The sequence below is a fragment of the Maribacter ulvicola genome (assembly GCF_900155985.1).
Lineage (GTDB): Bacteria > Bacteroidota > Bacteroidia > Flavobacteriales > Flavobacteriaceae > Maribacter > Maribacter ulvicola.
The window spans coordinates 934,581-955,514 of sequence record NZ_FTMA01000001.1; the positions used below are offsets into that span (position 1 = coordinate 934,581).

Consider the following 20,934-nt stretch of genomic DNA (forward strand, 5'->3'; position numbering starts at 1 on the left):
AATCAACAAAACAGTATTTGAAATCAGTAAGATGGATTGTCCTTCAGAGGAAAATCTAATCCGAATGAAATTGGATGGAATTTCAGAAATTAAAAATCTTGACTTTGACATAGCTAATAGAAAACTGACCGTTTTTCACGACGGACAGACTGACCTAATTGAAAAGTCGATTATGGAACTGAATTTAGGTGGGAAGAAAATCTCGACTGAACAAACCGACGAAAAAGATTTTGAAGAAAACAACAATCAAAAAAAGCTACTTTGGATTGTATTGGCGATAAATTTTGCCTTTTTTATCATTGAGATGACAACAGGAATTATATCAAAATCTATGGGACTTGTTGCCGATAGCCTTGATATGCTTGCGGACAGTCTTGTTTATGGAATTAGTTTGTTTGCTGTTGGCGGAACTCTGATAAGGAAAAAGCGAATAGCCAGGATTGCAGGCTATTTTCAAATTACACTTGCGGTTATCGGATTTGTGGAAGTATTGAGAAGATTTTTCGGAGCCGAGAAACTTCCCGATTTTTCAACAATGATTATCGTTTCGATTTTTGCGCTTATCGCAAATGGAATTTGTCTTTACATTTTACAAAAATCAAAGAGTAAAGAAGAGGCACATATGAAAGCGAGTATGATTTTTACTTCAAATGATGTAGTTATCAATTTGGGAGTGATTATCGCAGGAGTTTTAGTCAATTGGTTAAATTCAAATAAACCAGACTTAATTGTTGGAACAATAGTCTTTATTTTGGTAGTCCAAGGAGCGTTTCGCATTCTGAAATTGAGCAAGTAATTTATCTTACTTCCTCTTATCCCCAGCACCCTTATCAAAAGCAATCAAATTAAACAGTTCCCGCATTCTGCTACGAACGCGATTGCCATAGCGTTCTTCCAGTTCCTCAGCATTAAGATTGGTAGTTGCGTGCGTTTTGATTTTGTGCTTGGTCTGTAGGTAGAGTTCGTATCGAGATAATAATACTTCGCCCATCACGTTTAAATCCTTTCCGTAGAATCTGCCAGATGGTTCCACGCCCAAATCATCAAAGCAGTAAAATTTGGTGTTACCATATTCCTCGACTGTTTTAAAACCCAAGTGATTAAAACTGAAGGTTACGTTCCTGCAAGGAATCATTTCGTAAGGCCTTTGCATTGGTACAATATGGCGCAGTAGTTTCATCAGCGTTGTTTTTCCGCATCCTACTGGTCCAGAAAGTAAAATACCTTTGTCGATATCAATTCCGTTCTTTTCACAATTTTCTTTGTCCTTGATGAAATAATGGCAAAGTTTGCGAATGATAACGGTGTCTTCATCATAGATTCTAAATTGCTGACCAAAGAGTTTCATTCCCTTTGCATTTAGATAAATCAAGATTTTGTCAAAATCGTAAAGAACGCTTTTGCCATCAAACTTTCCGAGTGAATATTCCACACCACCTTCGGTAATTTTAGAGGGGTTGTCCATAATCTTTGTTTTTAGTGGTTCGCAAGTTGTCCTTGATTTGGGACGCTTGTTTTAAGTTTGATTTGTTTTCTTGATTGAACAATTCGGTTCTATCCATCCAGTTTTTAGCTAAAGCACGCCAATCCCGAATTTCTTTTCCATCGCTCGTTTGCCAATTATGAGTTTCATAATGGGCAAAGAATTTTTTTGCTTCATCAGCATCAAAACTTTTTTCAATAAAAAAATCAAAAACGGCCTGCCAGCCCTTTGGTTGTTTTATATTGTTTTCTTGTTTGGTATTGTTTATAGTAGATACCAATGCTTGTCCACCTATGGGACGGTGTTGGTACACAACTTGTCCGTTTGTGGGATGGTGCTGTCCCACAAGTGGTTCACGTATGGGATGATACTGTTCCGCAAGCTGTTCTAATGTGGGATTGTACCGTCCCATATCTGGTTCATCACTTGTACCGATAATGGACATCTTGATTTTGCTTCCTTTATACGGATTGTTGGATGGGAAATAGGATAGATAATCCCAAGCATCTAATTCTTTTATGCAGCGATGATAGGTAGATTTTGAACCGATTTTAGCTACGCGCATTAAATCCCTGCGGTTTACATAAAATTCATCTATAAAGCGGCTACTGTTCCATTCTTGAAATAAGGCCATATACAAACTAATATGGGTAGGATTTAGGCGGTCATCAAAATAGAACTTTTCAAAAGCCGCATTAAGTAGCTTTATATAGTTCATCATCAAGATTTTAAACTGTGCTGCACACGGTTGGCTGTCATTATACTTTGTATTTCTTCGGCATCGTAATAGATGATACCACCTACTTTGGTATAGGGCAATGTGCCATTGATGCGAAGGTTTTGAAGAGTACCTGGACTTACCTGAAGTAAATCCATAACCTCAGAAGATTTGAGGTATTTTTTGAGTTTTCCTGTTGCTTCTTTTGATAGTAGTTTTTTAATGTCATCGAGCAATTCTAATTTGAAGTCTCGAAGGTCGTCTGTTGTAATAATACTTGTCGGCATAATAGAACGGTTTTAATGGAAAAGGACTATCGCATTACTGTCACTTAATTTGATAGCCCCTAACCTGATTTGACTTTCGTTCTACAAATTTGAATAGGTTTAATGGATTTTATTCCCCAGTACAACCGTACTACGGTCAAAATTTAACATTTTGAAATTTGATGCTGTTTGGTTGATTTTGATGCGTGTAAGTACGCTTTTACAAAAGCAAAAAGAGCAAAATTCATTAAAAAATTGAATTACCGTAGGTCAACCGTAGTACGGTTATATTTCATCAGTAAAATAAGGGGTTGAAGAAAAAATCACACTTCACTTTTATCCATTTCTATGATTAATGATGTAGAAAGTTGGTCCAAAAAAAGCGTTCTGCTATTTTTTCTGTTTTTAATGTCCTGATAGGTCTTATAAATATCTTTTGGTTCAAAATCAAATAGCTGTTGTAGTTTTTTAGACACTTGCATTATGCTTTGATTGTCCTTTTTTCCTAATCCTTTTGCACACAAGGCATATACAAATTCAACATAATCGGTGTTTGAAAATGGCCAATGCAATTTTTCAATCGGCTCGTTAATAATTGATTTACCGTTCAAATTATTTTTTAGGCTGCGCTTTTTCTCTGCCATATAGTGCACCAATGAGTAATAAGCTCTGTACTTACCAAGTAGCATATCTCTTGGCGTGCAGAATTCTGGGTCTTGAAAGTAAAATTTTGAGGTCGTGATATGAAAAGTGTCCAGATAATCCCTCGTGTAGTATTCCTTGTCGAAATGAGTAGCGCCAGAATTGATGTATCGACCAAAGTCAATGTTGTATAGGAAAAAGCGATTAAACTTATTGATTTTTTTCTTTATGGCTTTTAGTTGAGAATGCTTATCGCCTTTTGGAAGTTGAATTTCAAAGGAATAGATTTCTGAAAAGTAGATTAGCTGAATAAGCGGAACTTGTTTTACTTCTTTGAAGAATTTTATTTCATCTTTTATAGTTTTAAACCCTTTAGAGAGGACTTTTTTTTTGAAAACCCACAACACATTTCGGCAAACCTTAATAGATTGGTGTGCCTTTTCTAAAATAGTAAGGTTTTGAATTTTTATCTCATCCAGATCCTGAAGTAGTTTTTTTGATAGTAAAAGTAAATCCATAAGTAGGCGAATTAGAATTGGAAATCATAATCTTAGGTTTTGGTTGATAGGTTTGAAAAGTTATTTTCATAGTTCTGTTAACTTCCCATTTATGAAAGCCTCATTTCTAGCCGAGATAGGTATACTATAGAAGCTGTTGTAATTAATGGTAATGTAGATTAAAAATAAATTAGTACAAAGTAAACTAACCGTATATACTTACGGCACAACCGTATTTTTGTACGGAATATTTTAAATGAGTAATAAACATAGTGTTTTTAAGGCTTCTTTATTTTATTTGTTTTCTTTTTCGAAAACGCTTTAAAAATTCTCGTCTATTTTTAACCCCTGTTTTTTTAAAGATATTTGAAGCGTGTTTTGATACGGTGCTTTCAGCAATAGACAAATCCTTAGCTATATTTTTATAACTCAAATTGCTTAATATTGATAAGGCAACTTCAATCTCTCTTCTGGTTAAATCTTCATAGATTATTTTACGTTGTACTGTGCTGTCTCTTTGCTTTTTCTGAAAAGCAAACACTTCGTACATTCTAGTATTGTTTTCAATGAAAAATAAATACCTGTCTATTTCTATAGCAGTTATAGCGAAAAAAGCCATATTCATTACACTAAATGTAAACCATTGATAATCGCCAATAGCTGTGCAGATAGGTAATAACGCTATGCATCCTACGCTTATCATAGATAATTTATTTCTTCTTAAAATAAAGGCATTAGCATTACGAGGGTTGGAAATTCGGTTATAAAATATGAATAGAAAAATAATAATAGCCACAGAAATGGGAATTGTAAATAATAGTCTTGCCAAGATTAACGAGTTGGTAAGAAAGTAGGGCACTAAAAATAGTATAATGTAACTACTGGTAGTAAATATAGCGAGGTTACGGATAGAAGAATTGAATTTTAAAACGACAATATCATATTCTTTGTATAGGTAATAAATAATAAAAACACATAGTGTCATGGCTACGCCATACGTAATAATATACTGAAGGATAAGTGGTCCAGGAAAACTATCATATGGCAGTAATCCGCCCGTAAGGTTGTAGGTTATAAATAGCAGGCCAAGAATTAAAAAGCGCTTAAAACTAGTGCGTACTCTCTTTTTTGAGAAGTAAAGTGTAAGCAATACTATGAGTATATCTATTAAAAGATAGAAAAACGTTGTCCAATGTAATGATGTTCCAAACATTTTTGTTAACACTATTCATTACGCTCAAATTTGTTGGTTTCTAAGTTCTTTGAAACATTGTTCCAAAGAAAAATTTTCCCGTTCATAGCAATATAAACGCCTGGGTTTAGAAATTGTAATGAGCTGATTGCATATCCTAAATTAAATGGGGCATCTGTTTTTTCAGATGACCCTAATATGAAAGAACCTACTAAAACAATGATTTTTTCCAAGTTTAGTTTTCCTAAATATTTTGCGGTAGCTGCCATAGTAAAAGTACCGTGTGTTATTAATATTTTTCTTGTTTTGGTTTCTTCAATCTTAAGTCTTAATAGTTCCCTGTCATCATCATTAATATCTCGACTGTCTTTTTTAAAAACACTCTCAATATTATATTGAAATTCTACGTTGGCAGTTTTAAGAAAATCTGCAATAGATACATTCGTTTTTTTGATTTCCTTATCGCCCACGTAATCCAGTCCTTCTATAGTTCCGCCAGTAGTTAATATTGTAATCATTTCAATGTGCTTTATGATGATTTAAAAAACTAAACGTCTTGAATTTGTAAAGTTAATGTAAGTTTTATACTGTTAATCGATTCTCAATTATCTTAAGTAAATCTTAAGAAAACCTACATCTTAACTTAATTAAAAACGGTTTTTTTTGCTGACTTATCACTACTTACAAGTCTTTAGAATTTGTTCTAGTATTTATTTAAATACCTAATGTAGTCAGGTTATAATGTGTGGAAAATTGAGAACAGAAAAAATACGTTTTTATGTCAAAAAAAAGGCGAAAAAAACTTTATCAAGAAAATAAAAAGAAAAAAATTGTAAAAAGCAACATTACCACTAAAGACAAAATAGTATGGATTGCGGTACTTACCATTATTGTTTTGTTAATGGCTTTTGTATTGTTCTTGAAATTCCTGAAATACTTCATTTCTATTTAATTGACAATACATAATAAGAAATTGTAGAAAGATATGATTTCCAGGCGTTGATGTGTTTTTAGAAGTACCAACAAACGACAGAAGCTTTAGCTAGATATGGGAATTTGAGAAGCGTAAATTAATTAATCGTAGCCAATAAGATAGTCAGGTAATATTTAATGAAATTTAAGCCAATCTTAAGAAAAACCAAATCTTAACTTAATTATAAATCGTAACTTTTGCGCCATGAGAATTTTAATAGTAGAAGATGAACCAGGTATATTTAATTTCCTCAAGCAAGGCTTGGAGGAAGAGAGTTATGCTGTGGACATTGCCGAAGAAGGCAAAAAAGGGCTTGAAATGGCACTTTCTGGAGAATACGATTTATTGTTGTTAGATTGGATGGTGCCAGGTGTTAGTGGTATCGAAATCTGTCGCCAATTCCGTAAGGATTTTAAAGACACACCAGTTATCTTTTTAACAGCAAAAGACACCGTAGATGAAACCATTTTCGGACTTCAAACGGGTGCGAATGACTATATAAAAAAGCCTTTTCATTTTGAAGAGCTTCTAGAACGCATTAAAGTACAACTACGCCCAAAATCTGGAGAACATTCCGTCTTTAAATTAGGAAATATCACGCTCAATACATCAACACATCAAGTTTTTAAAGCTGAAGAAGAAATAGCGCTGACCCAAAAAGAATTTGCCTTATTGGAATATCTTATACGAAACAAAGGATTGGTTTGCCGTAGGTCAAGAATCATTGAAAGTGTATGGGACATTCATTTCGATTATAATACAGGCGTAATTGACGTGTTCATCAATGCGCTGCGCAATAAGCTTAAACTAGGAAAAGAAGAGAATTACATCCAAACGGTTAGAGGTGTAGGGTACATTGCAAAGGAACTATGAATTTAAGTTTTAGAAATAGAATAGCATTACATTATATGATTGCGACTGCAATCATAATGGCAGTTGCTTTTACAGCGGTTTATTTTGTAGTACAAGGTGTGGTCTATCAAAATTTGGATAACGACCTGTCTTTTGAAGCAGAAAAACACACGGAAGAAATAAAAGTGGTAGGCGACAGCGTCAAAATAAAAAACAAAAAAGAGTGGGAAGAACGCGAGCATAGAGAGGTTCAAGTAAACCCGGTTTTTATTCAGATTTTAGATAAAAACGGTATGTATATGGACAAATCGCCAAATTTAAAAGAAGACGAGCTTGCTTTCCATCCAAAATCGAATTATGGAGGGCATTATAATGATATTTTAAATGAAAGACCCATAAGACAAGTACAATTACCCATTGAAGAAAACGGTAAAATAAAAGGTTTTATAGTCGCTGCTATGTCATTGGAAGCATCGCAAATGGTACTGTATAATTTAAGGAATATTTTACTGCTTGTCTATTTATTACTTTTGGCGAGCCTCTATTTTATTTCTAAATTTATTGCTGGCAGAAGCATCATTCCGGTAAAAAGCGTAACGGAAACCACCAATAGAATTACTAGGAATAACTTAAACGAACGTGTGGCATTGCCTCAAAATAAAGACGAATTGTTCGATTTGTCTTCCAGTATCAACGATTTATTGCAGCGTATCGAGAATGCCTTGGAAAGGGAACGTCAATTTACTTCGGATGCTTCTCATGAGCTACGCACACCTTTGGCAACCTTAAAAGGAACATTGGAAGTTTTAATTCGTAAACCAAGAGAACGGGCAGAATATGAAGACAAAATTAAATTTAGTCTTACAGAAATAGATAGAATGACGGCCACAATAGAACAACTATTACTATTGGCAAGATTGGATACTAGTACAAATGCAGCAGATGAATCCTTGATGCCTTTGGCGACCATAATAGATGAAATTCTTTCAAGGCACAAAAACAAAATATCAGAAAAAAAGCTATCGATAAGCTTTAAAAATGATATTAATAATGAAACTTTAGTGCCTCAATATTTTTCAAATCTAATCCTTGAAAATATTATTGGTAATGCGGTAAAATATGCTAAAAACGCAACTAAGGTTTATATTTCAATAACACAGTCAGATTCTAAAATAATCTGTAAAATTCAAGATGAAGGTATAGGCATTAAAAAAGAAGATTTGAGCAACTTGTTCAATAATTTCTTCAGGTCAGATGCGCTCAACCACAAAAACATTTCGGGTAATGGATTAGGGCTGTCCATCGCAAAAAAAGCAGCTGATGCTATCAATGCTAAAATTGACGTAGAAAGTGAATTTGGATTGGGTACAACTTTTACTATTATCTTTTAAGCCAATCTTAAGTTTTACTTCAGACAAACTTTAAATGACTGAAATACATTTGGTGTGTAATTTAAAATCACATCAAAATGCTAACAGCACCACACATTCACGCAATGGTTATCCACTTCCCGATAGCCTTAATTTTTGTTGGTTTCTTATCCGAAATCATAGCTCTTTTTAGCAAAAAACATTTTTTTAAAAATGCTGCGTTTTATCTTTTACTATTAGGCTCATTAAGTGCTATTGTCGCTTATATCAGCGGTAGCTCTGCAGGAGATGGAATGACCGACGGAATCCTTCAAACACCTATGGAACTTCACGAAGAAGCTGCAACTATAACATTGTGGCTTGCAATAATTACTGCTTTATATCGGGTTGCCATATATTATTTTAAGTATAACAAATCTTGGACTAAATGGGCAGGTATTGTTCTTTTCGCCGCTTTAGTGGGTTCTGTTGCTAGAACAGGATATCTAGGTGGTCAATTGGTATTTCAACACGGAGCTGGAATTGAATTGGCACTTCCGGATTTTGGAGAACAACCAAGTGAGTAATAATACAATTTTAAGCAATTCTTAAGGTGTAGCAAAGAGCAACCTCGAATTGTAGAAATACATTTACTCAAAAAATTATAATAATTTAAAAATAAATAAAATGAAAAAATCAGTATTAGTAGTAGTAATTGGAATGGTACTTTCAAGTATGCTTTTTCAATCTTGTAAAGACAATTCCGTAGATAAAATTGAAGTAAAATCATCTAAAGAAATGGCCTTGAAGGATATGGGAAAAGCGGAGGAAAATGAAGACCCACAAAAATTGACCATTCAGCATATGAAAGATGCTTTCACAGGGGAGACAACAGCAAATGCAAAGTATGCTGCTTTCAGTAAAAAAGCAAAAGAAGAAGGCTATCCACAAATTGCTATGCTTTTTAAAGCAGCATCAGGAGCAGAATTAATTCATGCTAACAATCATAAGGTAGTTTTACAAAGAATGGGAGAAGAAATCCCAAAAGTTACACCAGAATTTACAGTAGGCTCTACAATGGAAAATTTAAAAAACGCGATTGAAGGAGAGAGCTATGAGTTTAATACAATGTATCCAGCATTTATAAAGGATGCCAATGCAGCAGGTAATTATATGGCACAGATAAGTTTAACGTATGCTTATAAAGTAGAGCAAAAACATAGAGATTTTTATATAACTGCCCTAAAAGCTTTGGAAGATGCAAAAGTTAGTTCGTTGCCATCTGTCTATTACTTATGCCCAACTTGCGGTAACACCTATGCAACAACTGCGCCTTCACGTTGTGAAATATCTATGACCGACTCTAAATTATTTATAAAAGTAGATAAGCTATAATAGTTTTTGATTGATGGTTAGTGTTGATTGACAAAGGCTTTGGAATTATTTCAGGGCTTTTGTTTTATCGGAACAATATATAAAAATGCTTTAAATTTCTTTTAAGCCAATCTTAAGAATCTCTTTAGATAACCTTAATATTTTAACACTATTTTTATCGAGGAATTAGTAGCATAGCTATTGAAAAAGAAAAAAGAATCCCCTTTAACCTTAAATTTTTTGGTTAGTGTTTATTGGTTAATAGCTGCAAAAGCCTTGAGACTTCTCGGGGCTTTTGTTTTAGAATTTTAAGAAAAATAAAGAATAATTTTAATGCTTTTATCTACAAACAGCTAAAAGGAATAATATAAAATAAATAAAAATGGAATATTACTTTAAAACTTCAATGAGCAATTCAACCTTTGATGAAGCAGCTGATAAAACAATTAAAGAGCTTCAAAAAGAAGGGTTTGGCGTTCTTACAGAAATTGATTTAAAATCAACTTTGAAAAATAAATTAGATGTAAATTTCTATAACTATAAGATTTTAGGAGCTTGTAACGCTTCATTTGCTTACAAAGCATTACAGGCCGAAGATAAAATAGGCACAATGCTTCCTTGTAATGTTATAATTCAAGAAAAGGAACCAGGTAATATCGAAATATCCGCAGTAAACCCTATATCTTCAATGGTTTCTGTCAAGAATAAATCTTTAGGAGATATAGCAGTAGAGGTAAGTGATAAGTTAAAAAGGGTTATTGAAAATCTATAGATAAATTCTACAGGAGTGATGCTAGGTAAGTTTTCATCTTAAATACGACAATCTTATTTTTTTGATATCCTAACACTCAATAATTAGAAATTATTTGATTACTAATGTGGGACTTTCATCTTTTAAATTGTTTTAAGCATATGCAGTAAACTTGCAACCTAATCAGTTTGACAAACTATTAAGTTGTAATGACCGCAAAAGCAATTCTAATCTGTGGGAATCTGGTTTTTCAAAATTCTCAAAGACCAATGTACTCAAAATTATATAAACCAATTGATTCTTGTGAAACCATTAATTAAAATCGCCAAGGAACATTGTACTAACATTTTGAAATTAAGTCGCTGTAAGTGGCTACCGTTTCATAATGTGAGACATACTTTGGAGGTTTTTGAAAATGTGAAAAAAATTGCGACCTATGAAGGTTTGAGTTTTGAGGAACAAGAACCACTACTAATAGCGTCCCTATTTCAAGATACTGGTATTGCCAAGCTTTACATGGGACACGAATATATTGGTGCAGCAAATGCGTTGGAATTTCTAAAAATGCACCATTATCCTATAGAGAAAATTGAAGTGGTTATTAAATGCATTCTTGCAACCCAAATACCTCAAAAGCCCAAAAGTATGGCGGAGAAGATTATGTGCGATGCTGACCTTGCCTATTTGGCGGGACCAAATGCCTATGAAAAGAGCCTAGCCTTACAAAAAGAATGGGGTTTATTCTTGGGTTCACGCCAAATGGATGAAGAATGGAAACTACAGCACCTTAACTTTTTTGAGAACCATTATTTTTTTTCGAGGTATGGTAAAAGTGTACTTGAAGCCAATAGAATAATAGACATTACCCCTTTGGAAAAGTCCGCCATATAAATTAATACGTGCTGATGCAAACCTGTTCAGAATTCAGTAAATGAAAGAAAAAGTAATATGGGTTTTGGATGATGATATGGTTTCACAATTTGCTATTTTATATTCAATAGAACAGTCATTTGGAAATTGTAGGGTTGTTTCATTTTACAATCCTCTCGAAGTCCTGGAGCATTTACTTGAATATCAAAGCAATAATATTAGACTACCGGATAAATTGTTAGTTGACATAGTAATGCCAGAAATGAGCGGCTGGTTGTTCCTCAATGAGTTGAAAAAAGTTCCAGAGCTTTTTGATAAAATCGATATTTATATTATTTCTACATTTTCCAATCCTGAAGACCGAAATTTGGTAAAAACGCACACACTTATTAAGGAATATTTTAATAAGCCAGTTAGTAAAAATAGTATTACTCGAATTTTTTCTTAGGAGGAAAAGTAATATTGCGTTTTCCAATCATTTAGGTTTATAAAAATCTAATTGCGGTAATAGCTGTAAAGGTCTTGAGAACTCTCAAGACCTTTGCTTTTTTTAGAGGCAAAAGCTTTCTTAAGCCAATCTTAAGAAATGCCTTAGAATACACTTAGATACCAATATTACATTTGACCATTATTTTTAATAAACCACCTCAAAATGTTAGAACGTATTATCCAGTACAGTATTCATCACAAACTTATTGTACTCTTATTTACTGCCGGAATCGTAGGATTTGGCTTGTATTCCCTATCCAATATTCCTATTGGAGCAGTTCCCGATGTAACCAATAACCAAGTACAGGTTATTACAACTTCAAGAAATTTAGCTACTGAAGATGTAGAGAAATTCTTGACCTATCCAGTAGAATTAGAAATGGCAAACTTGCCAGGTGTGAAAGAAATTCGTTCTATTTCTAAGTTTGGCTTATCGGTAGTTACCATTGTATTTGAGGATGAAATGGGTACGTATTTACCACGTCAGCTTATTGCTGAAAAGATTAAAAGCGCAGAAGAAAAAATTCCCGCAGGTTTTGGCAAACCTTTTATGGGCCCTGTTTCTACAGGTCTGGGAGAAATCTATCAATATGTTATTGATGTAGATGACAAACATAAAGACCAATATTCACTATCAGATGTACGTACCATTCAAGATTGGGTTGTAAAACGTCAACTTTCAGGAATTCCTGGTGTTGTAGAAGTGAATACCTGGGGTGGCTATTTAAAAACTTATGAAGTTGCTGTAAACCCTGAGCGACTTCGTGCTATGGATGTTTCTATTTTTGATGTTTTTTCCGCTCTCGAAAAAAACAATAGTGTAGCCGGAGGTGGTTATATCGAAAAAATCAATGAAAGTTATTTTATTAGAGGCGAAGGACTAGTAAGTTCAATAAGAGATGTTGAGGATATCGTAGTACTAAAGAAAGGGGATGTGCCTGTTTATGTTCGCGATATTGCTACTGTAGGCTTTGGTCACGCAAATCGTTTTGGAGCCATCACAGGAAATGGCGAAGGCGAAAAAGTCCTTGGGCAAGTAATGATGCTTAAAGATGCGAACTCAAATGCTGTTATTGAAGCTGTTAAGCAACGTGTATCAGAGATTCAATCTTCTTTACCGCCAGGAATTTCCATCAATCCTTTTTTAGAACGTAGCGAGCTAATTGCGAAAACAACATTTACCATTGCAGAAAACCTAATTTTAGGTTGTTTAATCGTAATTTTTGTAGTGGTATTGCTTTTAGGAAACTGGCGCTCTGGTCTGGTCGTAGCTTCCGTAATTCCTTTATGTCTTCTATTTGCGCTGTCGCTGATGTACATTTTTGGTGTAGATGCCAATTTAATGAGTTTAGGTGCAATTGACTTCGGAATTATCATTGACGGGGCAGTAATTATAGTCGAGTTCATCGCCTTTAAAATTACCAGTCAGCGAGCCAAATTATTAGCACTTCCTAAAAATGAAAGACAAGGTTTAATAGATACAATTACGTATCAAGGTGCAACTAAAATGATGAATTCAGCTGTATTCGGACAACTAATCATCATCATTGTTTTTATCCCAATTCTATCTTTAGTAGGCGTTGAAGGAAAAATGTTTCGCCCAATGGCATTAGTATTCTGTTTTGCTCTTATTGGAGCAATGGTATTGTGTTTTACCTATATACCAGTAATGGCTTCTCTATTTATTAAACCAAATAATACGGAGAAGAAAACCATATCGTCTCGATTGATTTCTTTTTTAGAAGATAAATACCAGCCTACTATTGCTTGGGCATTGCGTAAAAAGAAATTAGTATTAGGTATGGCTATCGGTTTACTAATTTTTACAGGATTTTTATTCACAAGAATGGGTGGCGAGTTCGTGCCAACCTTAGATGAGGGCGATTTTGTAATTCAACCCGTATTAAAAACAGGAACATCATTAAGCAAAACCATTGAAGCTACTACGCAGATAGAAAAAATACTAAAAAAATTCCCTGAAGTGGAACAAGTAGTGAGTAGAATAGGTGCTGCAGAAGTACCCACAGACCCAATGTCTATGGAAGAAAGTGATGTTATCATAAAACTGAAACCAAAAGGCGAATGGACATCTGCGGAATCTAAGGATGAACTGGCGGATAAATTTAAAGAAGCCTTATCTAACGAAATCGCAGGTGTAGATTTTGAATTTACTCAACCTATCGAAATGCGATTCAATGAATTGATTACAGGAGTTAGAGCAGATTTAGCTATTAAGATTTTTGGAGAAGATTTAGATGTCTTGTACAGAAAAGCATTAGAGATAGAAAAAGCGATTCAGAATGTAGAAGGAGCTGCGGATATTTCAGTTGAAAAAACTGCTGGTCTGCCACAAATGTCAGTAAAATATGACCGACAAAAAATCGCTAAATACGGAATGAACATTGAAGACTTAAATAAAGTCATCACGATGGGCTTTGCAGGAATGCCAGCAGGAACAGTATTTGAAGGCGAAAAGCAATTCGATTTAATGATACGTTTTGATGATTCGCACAGAAAGAATATTGAAAATATAGAAACAGCATCGGTAGCTCTGCCTGATGGAACAAAATTACCACTTAGCGAATTTGCAACCATAAAGTACACCAAAGGACCAGCAAAAATTTCGCGAGATAATACCAAACGTAGAATCGTAGTAGGTGTAAATGTTCGTAATAGAGATTTAGAGTCTGTAGTGAAAGATGTACAAGCAATCATTGAAAATGATGTAAAGATACCAACAGGGTATTCTGTTAGTTACGGTGGTCAATTTGAAAACCTAAGAACTGCAACAGCACGATTAAAAGTAGCCGTACCAATTGCTTTAATATTGATTTTCGTCTTACTATACTTTGCTTTCGATTCTGTAAAAGAAGCCTTAATGATTTATAGTGCCATTCCGTTATCCGCTATTGGTGGAGTGATGTTATTGTACATACGGGATTTACCTTTTAGTATTTCGGCAGGTGTTGGATTTATTGCGCTTTTTGGTATAGCAGTTTTAAACGGTATTGTATTAATTGAAGAATTTAAAGAACTAAAAGCACACGGCATAAACAATATCAATAAACGAATATTAATGGGAACAAAAAATAGATTACGCCCTGTATTGCTAACAGCAGCAGCAGCAGCTCTAGGGTTTTTGCCTATGGCAATTTCAACATCTGCTGGAGCAGAAGTACAGAGACCGTTGGCAACCGTAGTAGTTGGTGGTTTAATTACTGCAACAGCATTAACGCTTTTAGTATTGCCAATTTTATATGCGATGTTCGATAGAAAAGGGCATCATCCAAAAAAGAAAACAAAGGTAAATTTAAAGGCGTTGAGCATTATGCTTTTACTGTTTTTACCAATTTTTGGACAAGCACAACAAAACCCGTTAAGTGCGGAACAAACGTTACAATTGGCAATCGAGAATAATAAAGCACTTCAAGCTAGCGCAAAAAGAATCAACCAATCCGAACAACTGGTAGGTAGCGCTATTAATATTGATAAGACACAGGTTTACTATGGCTACGACCAAAACAATATTGCCGAAAATGGTCTGCCTCTAAAAGTTTTTGGATTGAGCCAATCGCTTCAATTTCCTACCATTTATGGTGCACAGCGCAAAGTGGAAAAGCAAAAAGTGGGAATGACGCAACAGCAATATCAACTAAACAAAAGAGTTTTGACCAAAGAAGTATATATGGCTTATTATAATATTGTTTACAGCAATAATGTGGTTAGACAATACACCTATTTAGATAGTCTGTACGGTCAATTTGCAAGTGCTGCAAAGAAGAGGTATGATGTTGGCGAAACCAATTTATTGGAAAAACTTACGGCAGAAACCAAGCAAAAAGAAATAGCCATTGCTTTAACTCAAGCACATGAGGATGTTTCAAGGGCACATACCATACTCAATCAATGGGTGCAAAGTGACTCAATGATTACCGTAAGTGAAGACAAACTTTCATGGCTAGCATTAGAGGAGCTCAATATCACAAACCACCCAGGAATGTTGTATTACAATTCAGCAGAAAGTTTGGCAAAATCCTCACTATCGTTAGAACGACAAAAGCTATTGCCCGATATACATTTTTCAGTATTTCAAGGCACTAATAATGGTGTGAATGCAAAAAACTACAATGGGTTTCAAGTGGGTGTTGCAGTACCGTTGTGGTTTGGAGCAAACAAATCTAAAATTAATGCCGCAAAAACCGAAACTATGATTGTGGCTAATGAATTTGAAAATTATAAAATTCAACTGCAATCAAATTATGATGCCCTTCTTTCTGATTTAAAAAAATATCAAGAAACGGTTGATTATTATGAAACTACAGGTAAGAAACTTTCAAAGGAATTAACAACAACCGCTTCAAAAGCATTTCAAAATGGCGAGATAGATTTCTTGCAATATGTACAGCTATTGGAAAGTTCAAAAAACATCGAAATCAATTATTTACAGAACTTAAACAAGTACAACAATACCGTTTTAGAGTTAAACTATTTAACCAATTAAAAATGAAAAATACACACTACAATTCATCAAATTCAATTTTTTTCAAAAGGCTTTTATTGGTCGCAATAATGGCTTTAGCTTCTTGTAACTCAAATGAAAAAACTGAAGCTGCAAATACTGCCGAAACTGAAACAACTGAAGATACCGACATGATTACAATTACAGAAAATCAGTTTTCTGCTGGAAATATGGAAGTTGGAAAAGTAACCATGCAGCCTTTTAACACCATTGTAAAAGCCAATGGTATGTTTGCTGTGCCACCAGAAAACCAAGCAGATGTAAGTGCTTATTTTGCAGGCTATGTAAAAAACATCAGCCTGTTACCAGGCGACCCTGTTAAAAAAGGACAGACCTTATTCACGATTGAAAATCCTGAATACGTGCAAGTACAACAAGATTTTTTAGAAGCCAAAGGACGTTTGAACTATTTAAAATCAGACTACGAACGTCAAAAGGAATTAATAGCAGATAATGTCACTTCTAAGAAGAATTTTCTAAAAGCAGAATCCGAATATACGGTAACGTTGGCGCAGTTTCAATCCTTAAAAAAAAGGTTGAGTTTAATGAATATTAACCCAAACACCTTGTCTGGAGAAAATATTCGTTCGGTTATCAGCGTGCCTTCGCCTTTAACGGGTTACGCAACCACAATTAATGCTACAAAAGGAATGTACCTAAATCCTTCAGATGTTGCGGTAACGGTTACTAATACAGATGATTTACACATAGAGTTGAAGATTTTTGAAAAAGACCTTCCAATGGTAAAAGAAGGACAATTTATTAATGTACGACTACAAAATGATATGAATAAAGTGTATCAAGGCAAAGTGCATTTAGTAAATAAAGCGATAAATGCCCAAGACAGAACCGTCGCCATTCACGGCGATTTGGTAAACGAAAGTGATGTAAAACTATTTGCACCCGGAATGTATATAGAAGGAGAAATATTAACTACCACTTCAGAACATCCTGCGTTACCAGTAGAAGCAGTTGCGAATATTGATAATGACTACTTTGTTTTGGTTAAAGAAAACGGTACAACTTTTAAAAGGGTGTTAGTCAAAGTGGGTGCTACTAATAATGGCTTTATTCAAATAATTAACGCCAATGATTTTAAAGGAGATTCTGAATTTTTGACCAAAGGAGCATTTAATCTAATAACAGAATAGATGGAAGAAAAAGCAGAAGAACTAGACAACTATTTAGACAGCCATTACATTCATAGAAGTAACTGGTTAAGAGCCGCAGTACTTGGTGCCAATGACGGTATTTTGTCAACAGCAAGTATTGCTATAGGTGTTGCAGCTGCAAGTGCTACACGAGAACCTATTATTTTGGCAACTTTAGCAGGTCTTGTTGCTGGTGCTTTGTCAATGGCAGCAGGAGAATACGTTTCCGTGAGTTCACAAACCGATGTGGAAAAGGCAGACATTGAACGCGAAAAACAAGAATTAAGCGAAATGCCCGAAATCGAGCTACAACGACTTGCCGAAATTTATGAAAAAAGAGGTTTGAAAAAAGAAACTGCTTTAACCGTAGCTAAAGAATTAACAGAACACGATGCTTTGGGTGCACATATCAGGGATGAATTAGGTATAAATGAAATAAGCCAAGCCAAACCTATGCAAGCAGCGTTTGCCTCAGGTGCGGCATTTACAGTTGGTGGATTGCTTCCTTTTTTGGTAACACTATTTCTTCCTTTAAATAGTATGGAATATTGGCTTTATGGTTTTGCACTTTTCTTCTTGATAATTCTGGGAGCACTAGCTGCTAAAACAGGCGGTTCAAGTATCGTTAAAGCCATTGCTCGTATCACGTTTTGGGGAACAGTTGCAATGGGTCTAACTGCATTGGTCGGTTACTTGTTCAATGTAAATATGGTTTAAACAAAAAAATAAATTATGAACGACGCACATTTTCATTTAGTAGTAAATCATTTGCCTATTGTAGGCGTATTGATTGGCTTTTTAGTGTTGTTAGCAGGTTTGATTATGAAGAAACCGCAAATAAAAAACACAGCATTGGGTATTTTTATTTTTAGTGCCTTAACAGCAATCGTTGCCTTCTTAACTGGAGAAGGCGCTGAAGAAATTGTTGAGAATTTACCAGGAATTAGCGAAACATTAATTCATAAGCACGAAGAGTATGCAGAATTATTTCTTGCAATGATGCAAATTTTGGGTGTTACCTCATTAATAACCTTGTTTTTGCAATATAAAAAGTTGCCATTCTCAAAATATGGATTTGTACTCATTTTACTGCTTTCTATGGTAACAATGGGAATTGCTAAATACGTTGGGACAAGTGGCGGAGAAATAACACACATAGAGATTAGAAGCGATGCAAATGTTATTCAATTAGATGGAAACCAGGACCACAACGATGATTAGTAGCGTTGCTACATATTGTAAAGATTTATTGACGACTTCAAAATGTTCGGCATTGCCTTTTCATAATCTTCAACATACCAAGGAAGTGGTGCAGAATGTAAAATACTTATGCGCTGCTATGGATATTAATAAGCAAAATACAGAGATTCTTGTCGTTGCAGCGTGGTTTCACGATACAGGATTCTCAACCACCTACAAAGGTCACGAGGATGAAAGTAAATTGATAGCCACCCATTTTTTAAAAAAAGAAAAAGTTAGTAAAGATTTTATAGAAAAAGTCAATAATTGTATCGATGCCACTAAAATGCCACAATGTCCAACCACAGCTTTGGCCGAAGTGCTTTGCGATGCCGATATTTTTCACATCAGCAATTCGCATTTCTTTTATCGAAAACTTTTGCTTCGTAGGGAATGGGAAGTGTATTGCGATAACAAAGTAACCGATTTTGAATGGCATAAACTGAATTTAGAATTTTTAAAAAAGCACCATTTTAGAACCCTTTACGGAGAAGATATCCTTGAACAAGGAAAACAAGAAAATATACATAAAGTAGAACAAATATTAGCTAGTTACTAGCTGAAAATTACATCTTAAAAACCTTAAATAAAATGTCAAAAATCTTCCCAATGCGCTTCACTTTATTCAAAGCCTATATTGGCTTGTTTTTAATACTTTCTTTTATTGTAAGGTGTAGTTTCTTTATTTGGAATTTTTCTGAAGTAGATAAAGAAGCATTTACTCTTATTGAAACCTTCGGAATAGGCTTCTTGTTCGATATAGCAACAATTTCATTTTTTGCTATACCTTATTTAGCATACTTATTGTTTTTTTCAAAACGATTTTATGGTTCTATAGTAGATAAAATCATTACTTATTTTGGATTCTCAATTGGTGTGCTGATTATATTTTTTTCCTTCTTTGGAGAGTTTACATTTTGGGATGAATTTCAAAGAAGATATAATTTTATAGCTGTAGATTATTTAATTTATACTTACGAGGTAGTAAAGAACATTAATGAATCTTACCCGTTGCCTATCCTTATTTCTGCTATGTTAATATTGGTTTTAACGAGTTTATTTATTGTGTATAAGTTAGGCTATTTTAATAAAACATTTAAAAGTGATACAACATTCAAACCTAAATTACTAGCTGCAATTCCATGGTTTGTTGTAGTTTTTATAGGTGTATTTTTTGTTACAAACAAGCAAGCAGACTTTTCAGAAAACAGATACAATAACGAACTGGCAAAATCAGGAATTTACTCATTCTTTGCGGCCTTCAGAAATAACGAATTGCCTTATAATGAATTTTATAAAACCATACCTAAAAGAGAAGCTTTCCAAACCGTTAAGACAAGTTTTTTAAGTTCACGGAATACATTTGAAAATCCAAAAAAAAATGCAATTTACAGAACAGTAATAAACACGGATAGTATTCAGAAATCAATAAAACCAAACGTCATTTTTATTTGTATAGAAAGCTTAAGTGGCGATTTTTTAAGTGAATTTGGTAATAAAAACAACATCACGCCAATACTTGATTCTCTTGCAAACAAAAGCCTCTTTTTTCAAAACCTATATGCAACCGGAACAAGAACTGTAAGAGGTATGGAAGCCATAACATTATCTATACCGCCAACACCTGGGCGTAGTATTGTAAAGCGAAAAAATAATCAAGGTTTATTTACTATTGGAGAAGTTTTTAAACAAAAGGGTTACGAACGCAATTTCTTCTATGGAGGCGACGGATACTTCGACAATATGAATACTTATTTTGGAGGAAACGGTTTTAATATCGTTGATAGAGGACGTGGTTTTCTCTTGGATAAAAACATTACAACCACTCGTACTAATATTGAAGATGACGAAGTTACTTTTGAAAATGCTTGGGGAGTTTGTGATATGGATATTTACAATAAAGTACTAAAAGAAGCTGATAAGGCCTACGAAACGGGAAAACCATTTTTCGATTTTGTGATGACCACTTCTAATCACAAGCCATATACCTACCCAGAAGACGAAATAGATATCCCTTCAGGAACTGGGAGAAATGGCGCAGTAAAATATACTGATTATGCAATTGGGCAATTTATAAAAAAAGCACAACAAAAACCTTGGTTTAAAAATACGGTATTCGTGATAATGAGTGACCATTGTGCAAGTAGCGCAGGACGTTGGGAATTGGATGTGAAAAATTACCACATTCCGGCATTAATTTTCAATTTACCGAATCAACAACCAGAAAAAATAAACAAGCTGGCTTCTCAAATTGATGTATTTCCAACCTTGTTTTCGGCCCTGCATTGGAACTATAAGTCCAATCTTTTCGGAAATGATATTATGTCAATGCAACCACAAGATGAGCGTGCGTTTATAGGAAACTATAGAAAATTAGGGTATCTAAAAGACAATAAAATCTTGATATTAGATGAACAGAAAAATGCAAATTTCTACTCTTGGAATCCTTCAGATAATAGCTTGACAACTATTCCTTCCGAAGAAAGTTTTGAGAAAAAAAGTATTTCATTCTATGAGGTTTCAGATGATTTATATAGAAATGGAGGTTTAAAATTAAAGACTAAATAAG

The 20,934-nt window shown here is 34.2% G+C and carries 20 protein-coding genes; 14 read left to right on the forward strand and 6 right to left on the reverse strand.

Annotated features, from left to right (window positions below; all coding sequences use genetic code 11):
* Position 1: 1 nt before the first annotated feature.
* Complete coding sequence (locus BW936_RS04040) at positions 2 to 796, forward strand: cation efflux transmembrane domain-containing protein (protein ID WP_084182025.1); 795 nt, start codon at positions 2 to 4, stop codon at positions 794 to 796.
* Between the two features lie 6 nt (positions 797 to 802).
* On the opposite strand, the gene BW936_RS04045 is transcribed toward BW936_RS04040, so the two are convergent.
* The 6 genes from BW936_RS04045 to BW936_RS04070 all read right to left on the reverse strand — a co-directional run bounded on the left by BW936_RS04045 (position 803) and on the right by BW936_RS04070 (position 5,316).
* Positions 803 to 1,465, reverse strand: coding sequence for a P-loop NTPase family protein (locus BW936_RS04045; RefSeq protein WP_076547027.1), 663 nt, complete (start codon positions 1,463 to 1,465; stop codon positions 803 to 805).
* Complete coding sequence (locus tag BW936_RS04050) at positions 1,449 to 2,201, reverse strand: hypothetical protein (protein ID WP_076547028.1); 753 nt, start codon at positions 2,199 to 2,201, stop codon at positions 1,449 to 1,451. The genes BW936_RS04045 and BW936_RS04050 overlap by 17 nt, the downstream gene beginning before the upstream one ends.
* A 2-nt stretch (positions 2,202 to 2,203) precedes the next feature.
* On the reverse strand, positions 2,204 to 2,488 hold the full coding sequence (locus BW936_RS04055) for a helix-turn-helix domain-containing protein (protein WP_076547029.1): 285 nt from the start codon (positions 2,486 to 2,488) through the stop codon (positions 2,204 to 2,206).
* 302 nt (positions 2,489 to 2,790) lie between these two features.
* The gene (locus BW936_RS04060; RefSeq protein ID WP_076547030.1) at positions 2,791 to 3,627 is read right to left on the reverse strand and encodes an RteC domain-containing protein; all 837 of its coding nucleotides are present in this window, start codon (positions 3,625 to 3,627) and stop codon (positions 2,791 to 2,793) included.
* A 268-nt stretch (positions 3,628 to 3,895) separates the two neighbouring features.
* Positions 3,896 to 4,435 carry a response regulator transcription factor gene (locus tag BW936_RS19830; protein ID WP_244156161.1) on the reverse strand — a complete coding sequence of 180 codons (540 nt, stop codon included), beginning with the start codon at positions 4,433 to 4,435 and terminating at the stop codon, positions 3,896 to 3,898.
* A gap of 395 nt (positions 4,436 to 4,830) precedes the next feature.
* The gene (locus BW936_RS04070) at positions 4,831 to 5,316 is read right to left on the reverse strand and encodes an asparaginase domain-containing protein (protein ID WP_076547032.1); all 486 of its coding nucleotides are present in this window, start codon (positions 5,314 to 5,316) and stop codon (positions 4,831 to 4,833) included.
* Positions 5,317 to 5,975: 659 nt separating this feature from the next.
* Here BW936_RS04070 and BW936_RS04075 point away from each other — a divergent pair.
* The 13 genes from BW936_RS04075 (at position 5,976) to BW936_RS04135 (ending at position 20,933) form a co-directional block, all read left to right on the forward strand.
* Complete coding sequence (locus tag BW936_RS04075; protein WP_076547033.1) at positions 5,976 to 6,644, forward strand: response regulator transcription factor; 669 nt, start codon at positions 5,976 to 5,978, stop codon at positions 6,642 to 6,644.
* A 35-nt stretch (positions 6,645 to 6,679) separates the two neighbouring features.
* Positions 6,680 to 8,014, forward strand: a complete 1,335-nt coding sequence (locus tag BW936_RS04080; RefSeq protein ID WP_244156162.1) for a HAMP domain-containing sensor histidine kinase — start codon at positions 6,680 to 6,682, stop codon at positions 8,012 to 8,014.
* Positions 8,015 to 8,091: 77 nt separating this feature from the next.
* Positions 8,092 to 8,559, forward strand: coding sequence for a DUF2231 domain-containing protein (locus tag BW936_RS04085; RefSeq protein WP_076547035.1), 468 nt, complete (start codon positions 8,092 to 8,094; stop codon positions 8,557 to 8,559).
* Between the two features lie 100 nt (positions 8,560 to 8,659).
* Positions 8,660 to 9,367, forward strand: a complete 708-nt coding sequence (locus tag BW936_RS04090) for a rubrerythrin family protein (protein ID WP_208611104.1) — start codon at positions 8,660 to 8,662, stop codon at positions 9,365 to 9,367.
* Between the two features lie 361 nt (positions 9,368 to 9,728).
* Positions 9,729 to 10,118, forward strand: a complete 390-nt coding sequence (locus BW936_RS04095; protein WP_076547036.1) for a DUF302 domain-containing protein — start codon at positions 9,729 to 9,731, stop codon at positions 10,116 to 10,118.
* A gap of 396 nt (positions 10,119 to 10,514) precedes the next feature.
* Entirely contained in the window at positions 10,515 to 10,988 is a 474-nt protein-coding gene (locus tag BW936_RS04100) for a hypothetical protein (RefSeq protein ID WP_143744050.1), read from the forward strand.
* Between the two features lie 40 nt (positions 10,989 to 11,028).
* Positions 11,029 to 11,415, forward strand: a complete 387-nt coding sequence (locus BW936_RS04105; RefSeq protein WP_076547037.1) for a response regulator — start codon at positions 11,029 to 11,031, stop codon at positions 11,413 to 11,415.
* A 204-nt stretch (positions 11,416 to 11,619) separates the two neighbouring features.
* Positions 11,620 to 15,957 carry a CusA/CzcA family heavy metal efflux RND transporter gene (locus tag BW936_RS04110; RefSeq protein WP_076547038.1) on the forward strand — a complete coding sequence of 1,446 codons (4,338 nt, stop codon included), beginning with the start codon at positions 11,620 to 11,622 and terminating at the stop codon, positions 15,955 to 15,957.
* 2 nt (positions 15,958 to 15,959) lie between these two features.
* Positions 15,960 to 17,126 (forward strand): efflux RND transporter periplasmic adaptor subunit, encoded by a 1,167-nt coding sequence (locus tag BW936_RS04115; protein WP_076547039.1) that lies wholly within the window; start codon positions 15,960 to 15,962, stop codon positions 17,124 to 17,126.
* Positions 17,127 to 17,843, forward strand: a complete 717-nt coding sequence (locus BW936_RS04120) for a VIT1/CCC1 transporter family protein (protein WP_076547040.1) — start codon at positions 17,127 to 17,129, stop codon at positions 17,841 to 17,843.
* Positions 17,844 to 17,858: 15 nt separating this feature from the next.
* Positions 17,859 to 18,347, forward strand: coding sequence for a hypothetical protein (locus tag BW936_RS04125; protein ID WP_076547041.1), 489 nt, complete (start codon positions 17,859 to 17,861; stop codon positions 18,345 to 18,347).
* Positions 18,319 to 18,924: an HD domain-containing protein gene (locus tag BW936_RS04130; protein ID WP_143744051.1), complete on the forward strand. Its 606-nt coding sequence runs from the start codon at positions 18,319 to 18,321 to the stop codon at positions 18,922 to 18,924. The genes BW936_RS04125 and BW936_RS04130 overlap by 29 nt, the downstream gene beginning before the upstream one ends.
* Before the next feature lie 32 nt (positions 18,925 to 18,956).
* Positions 18,957 to 20,933: an LTA synthase family protein gene (locus BW936_RS04135; protein WP_076547042.1), complete on the forward strand. Its 1,977-nt coding sequence runs from the start codon at positions 18,957 to 18,959 to the stop codon at positions 20,931 to 20,933.
* The last annotated feature ends 1 nt before the right edge of the window (position 20,934 follow it).

Excerpts from the sequence above, each read along its gene's own strand:
- BW936_RS04050 (WP_076547028.1), bottom strand. The coding sequence starts at position 2,201 with ATGAACTATATAAAGCTACTTAATGCGGCTTTTGAAAAGTTCTATTTT.
- BW936_RS04080 (WP_244156162.1), top strand. The coding sequence starts at position 6,680 with ATGATTGCGACTGCAATCATAATGGCAGTTGCTTTTACAGCGGTTTAT.
- BW936_RS04055 (WP_076547029.1), bottom strand. The coding sequence starts at position 2,488 with ATGCCGACAAGTATTATTACAACAGACGACCTTCGAGACTTCAAATTA.
- BW936_RS04125 (WP_076547041.1), top strand. The coding sequence starts at position 17,859 with ATGAACGACGCACATTTTCATTTAGTAGTAAATCATTTGCCTATTGTA.
- BW936_RS04045 (WP_076547027.1), bottom strand. The coding sequence starts at position 1,465 with ATGGACAACCCCTCTAAAATTACCGAAGGTGGTGTGGAATATTCACTC.
- BW936_RS04070 (WP_076547032.1), bottom strand. The coding sequence starts at position 5,316 with ATGATTACAATATTAACTACTGGCGGAACTATAGAAGGACTGGATTAC.
- BW936_RS04095 (WP_076547036.1), top strand. The coding sequence starts at position 9,729 with ATGGAATATTACTTTAAAACTTCAATGAGCAATTCAACCTTTGATGAA.
- BW936_RS04120 (WP_076547040.1), top strand. The coding sequence starts at position 17,127 with ATGGAAGAAAAAGCAGAAGAACTAGACAACTATTTAGACAGCCATTAC.
- BW936_RS04135 (WP_076547042.1), top strand. The coding sequence starts at position 18,957 with ATGTCAAAAATCTTCCCAATGCGCTTCACTTTATTCAAAGCCTATATT.
- BW936_RS04115 (WP_076547039.1), top strand. The coding sequence starts at position 15,960 with ATGAAAAATACACACTACAATTCATCAAATTCAATTTTTTTCAAAAGG.
- BW936_RS04060 (WP_076547030.1), bottom strand. The coding sequence starts at position 3,627 with ATGGATTTACTTTTACTATCAAAAAAACTACTTCAGGATCTGGATGAG.
- BW936_RS04105 (WP_076547037.1), top strand. The coding sequence starts at position 11,029 with ATGAAAGAAAAAGTAATATGGGTTTTGGATGATGATATGGTTTCACAA.
- BW936_RS04130 (WP_143744051.1), top strand. The coding sequence starts at position 18,319 with ATGGAAACCAGGACCACAACGATGATTAGTAGCGTTGCTACATATTGT.
- BW936_RS04085 (WP_076547035.1), top strand. The coding sequence starts at position 8,092 with ATGCTAACAGCACCACACATTCACGCAATGGTTATCCACTTCCCGATA.
- BW936_RS04090 (WP_208611104.1), top strand. The coding sequence starts at position 8,660 with ATGAAAAAATCAGTATTAGTAGTAGTAATTGGAATGGTACTTTCAAGT.
- BW936_RS04110 (WP_076547038.1), top strand. The coding sequence starts at position 11,620 with ATGTTAGAACGTATTATCCAGTACAGTATTCATCACAAACTTATTGTA.
- BW936_RS04075 (WP_076547033.1), top strand. The coding sequence starts at position 5,976 with ATGAGAATTTTAATAGTAGAAGATGAACCAGGTATATTTAATTTCCTC.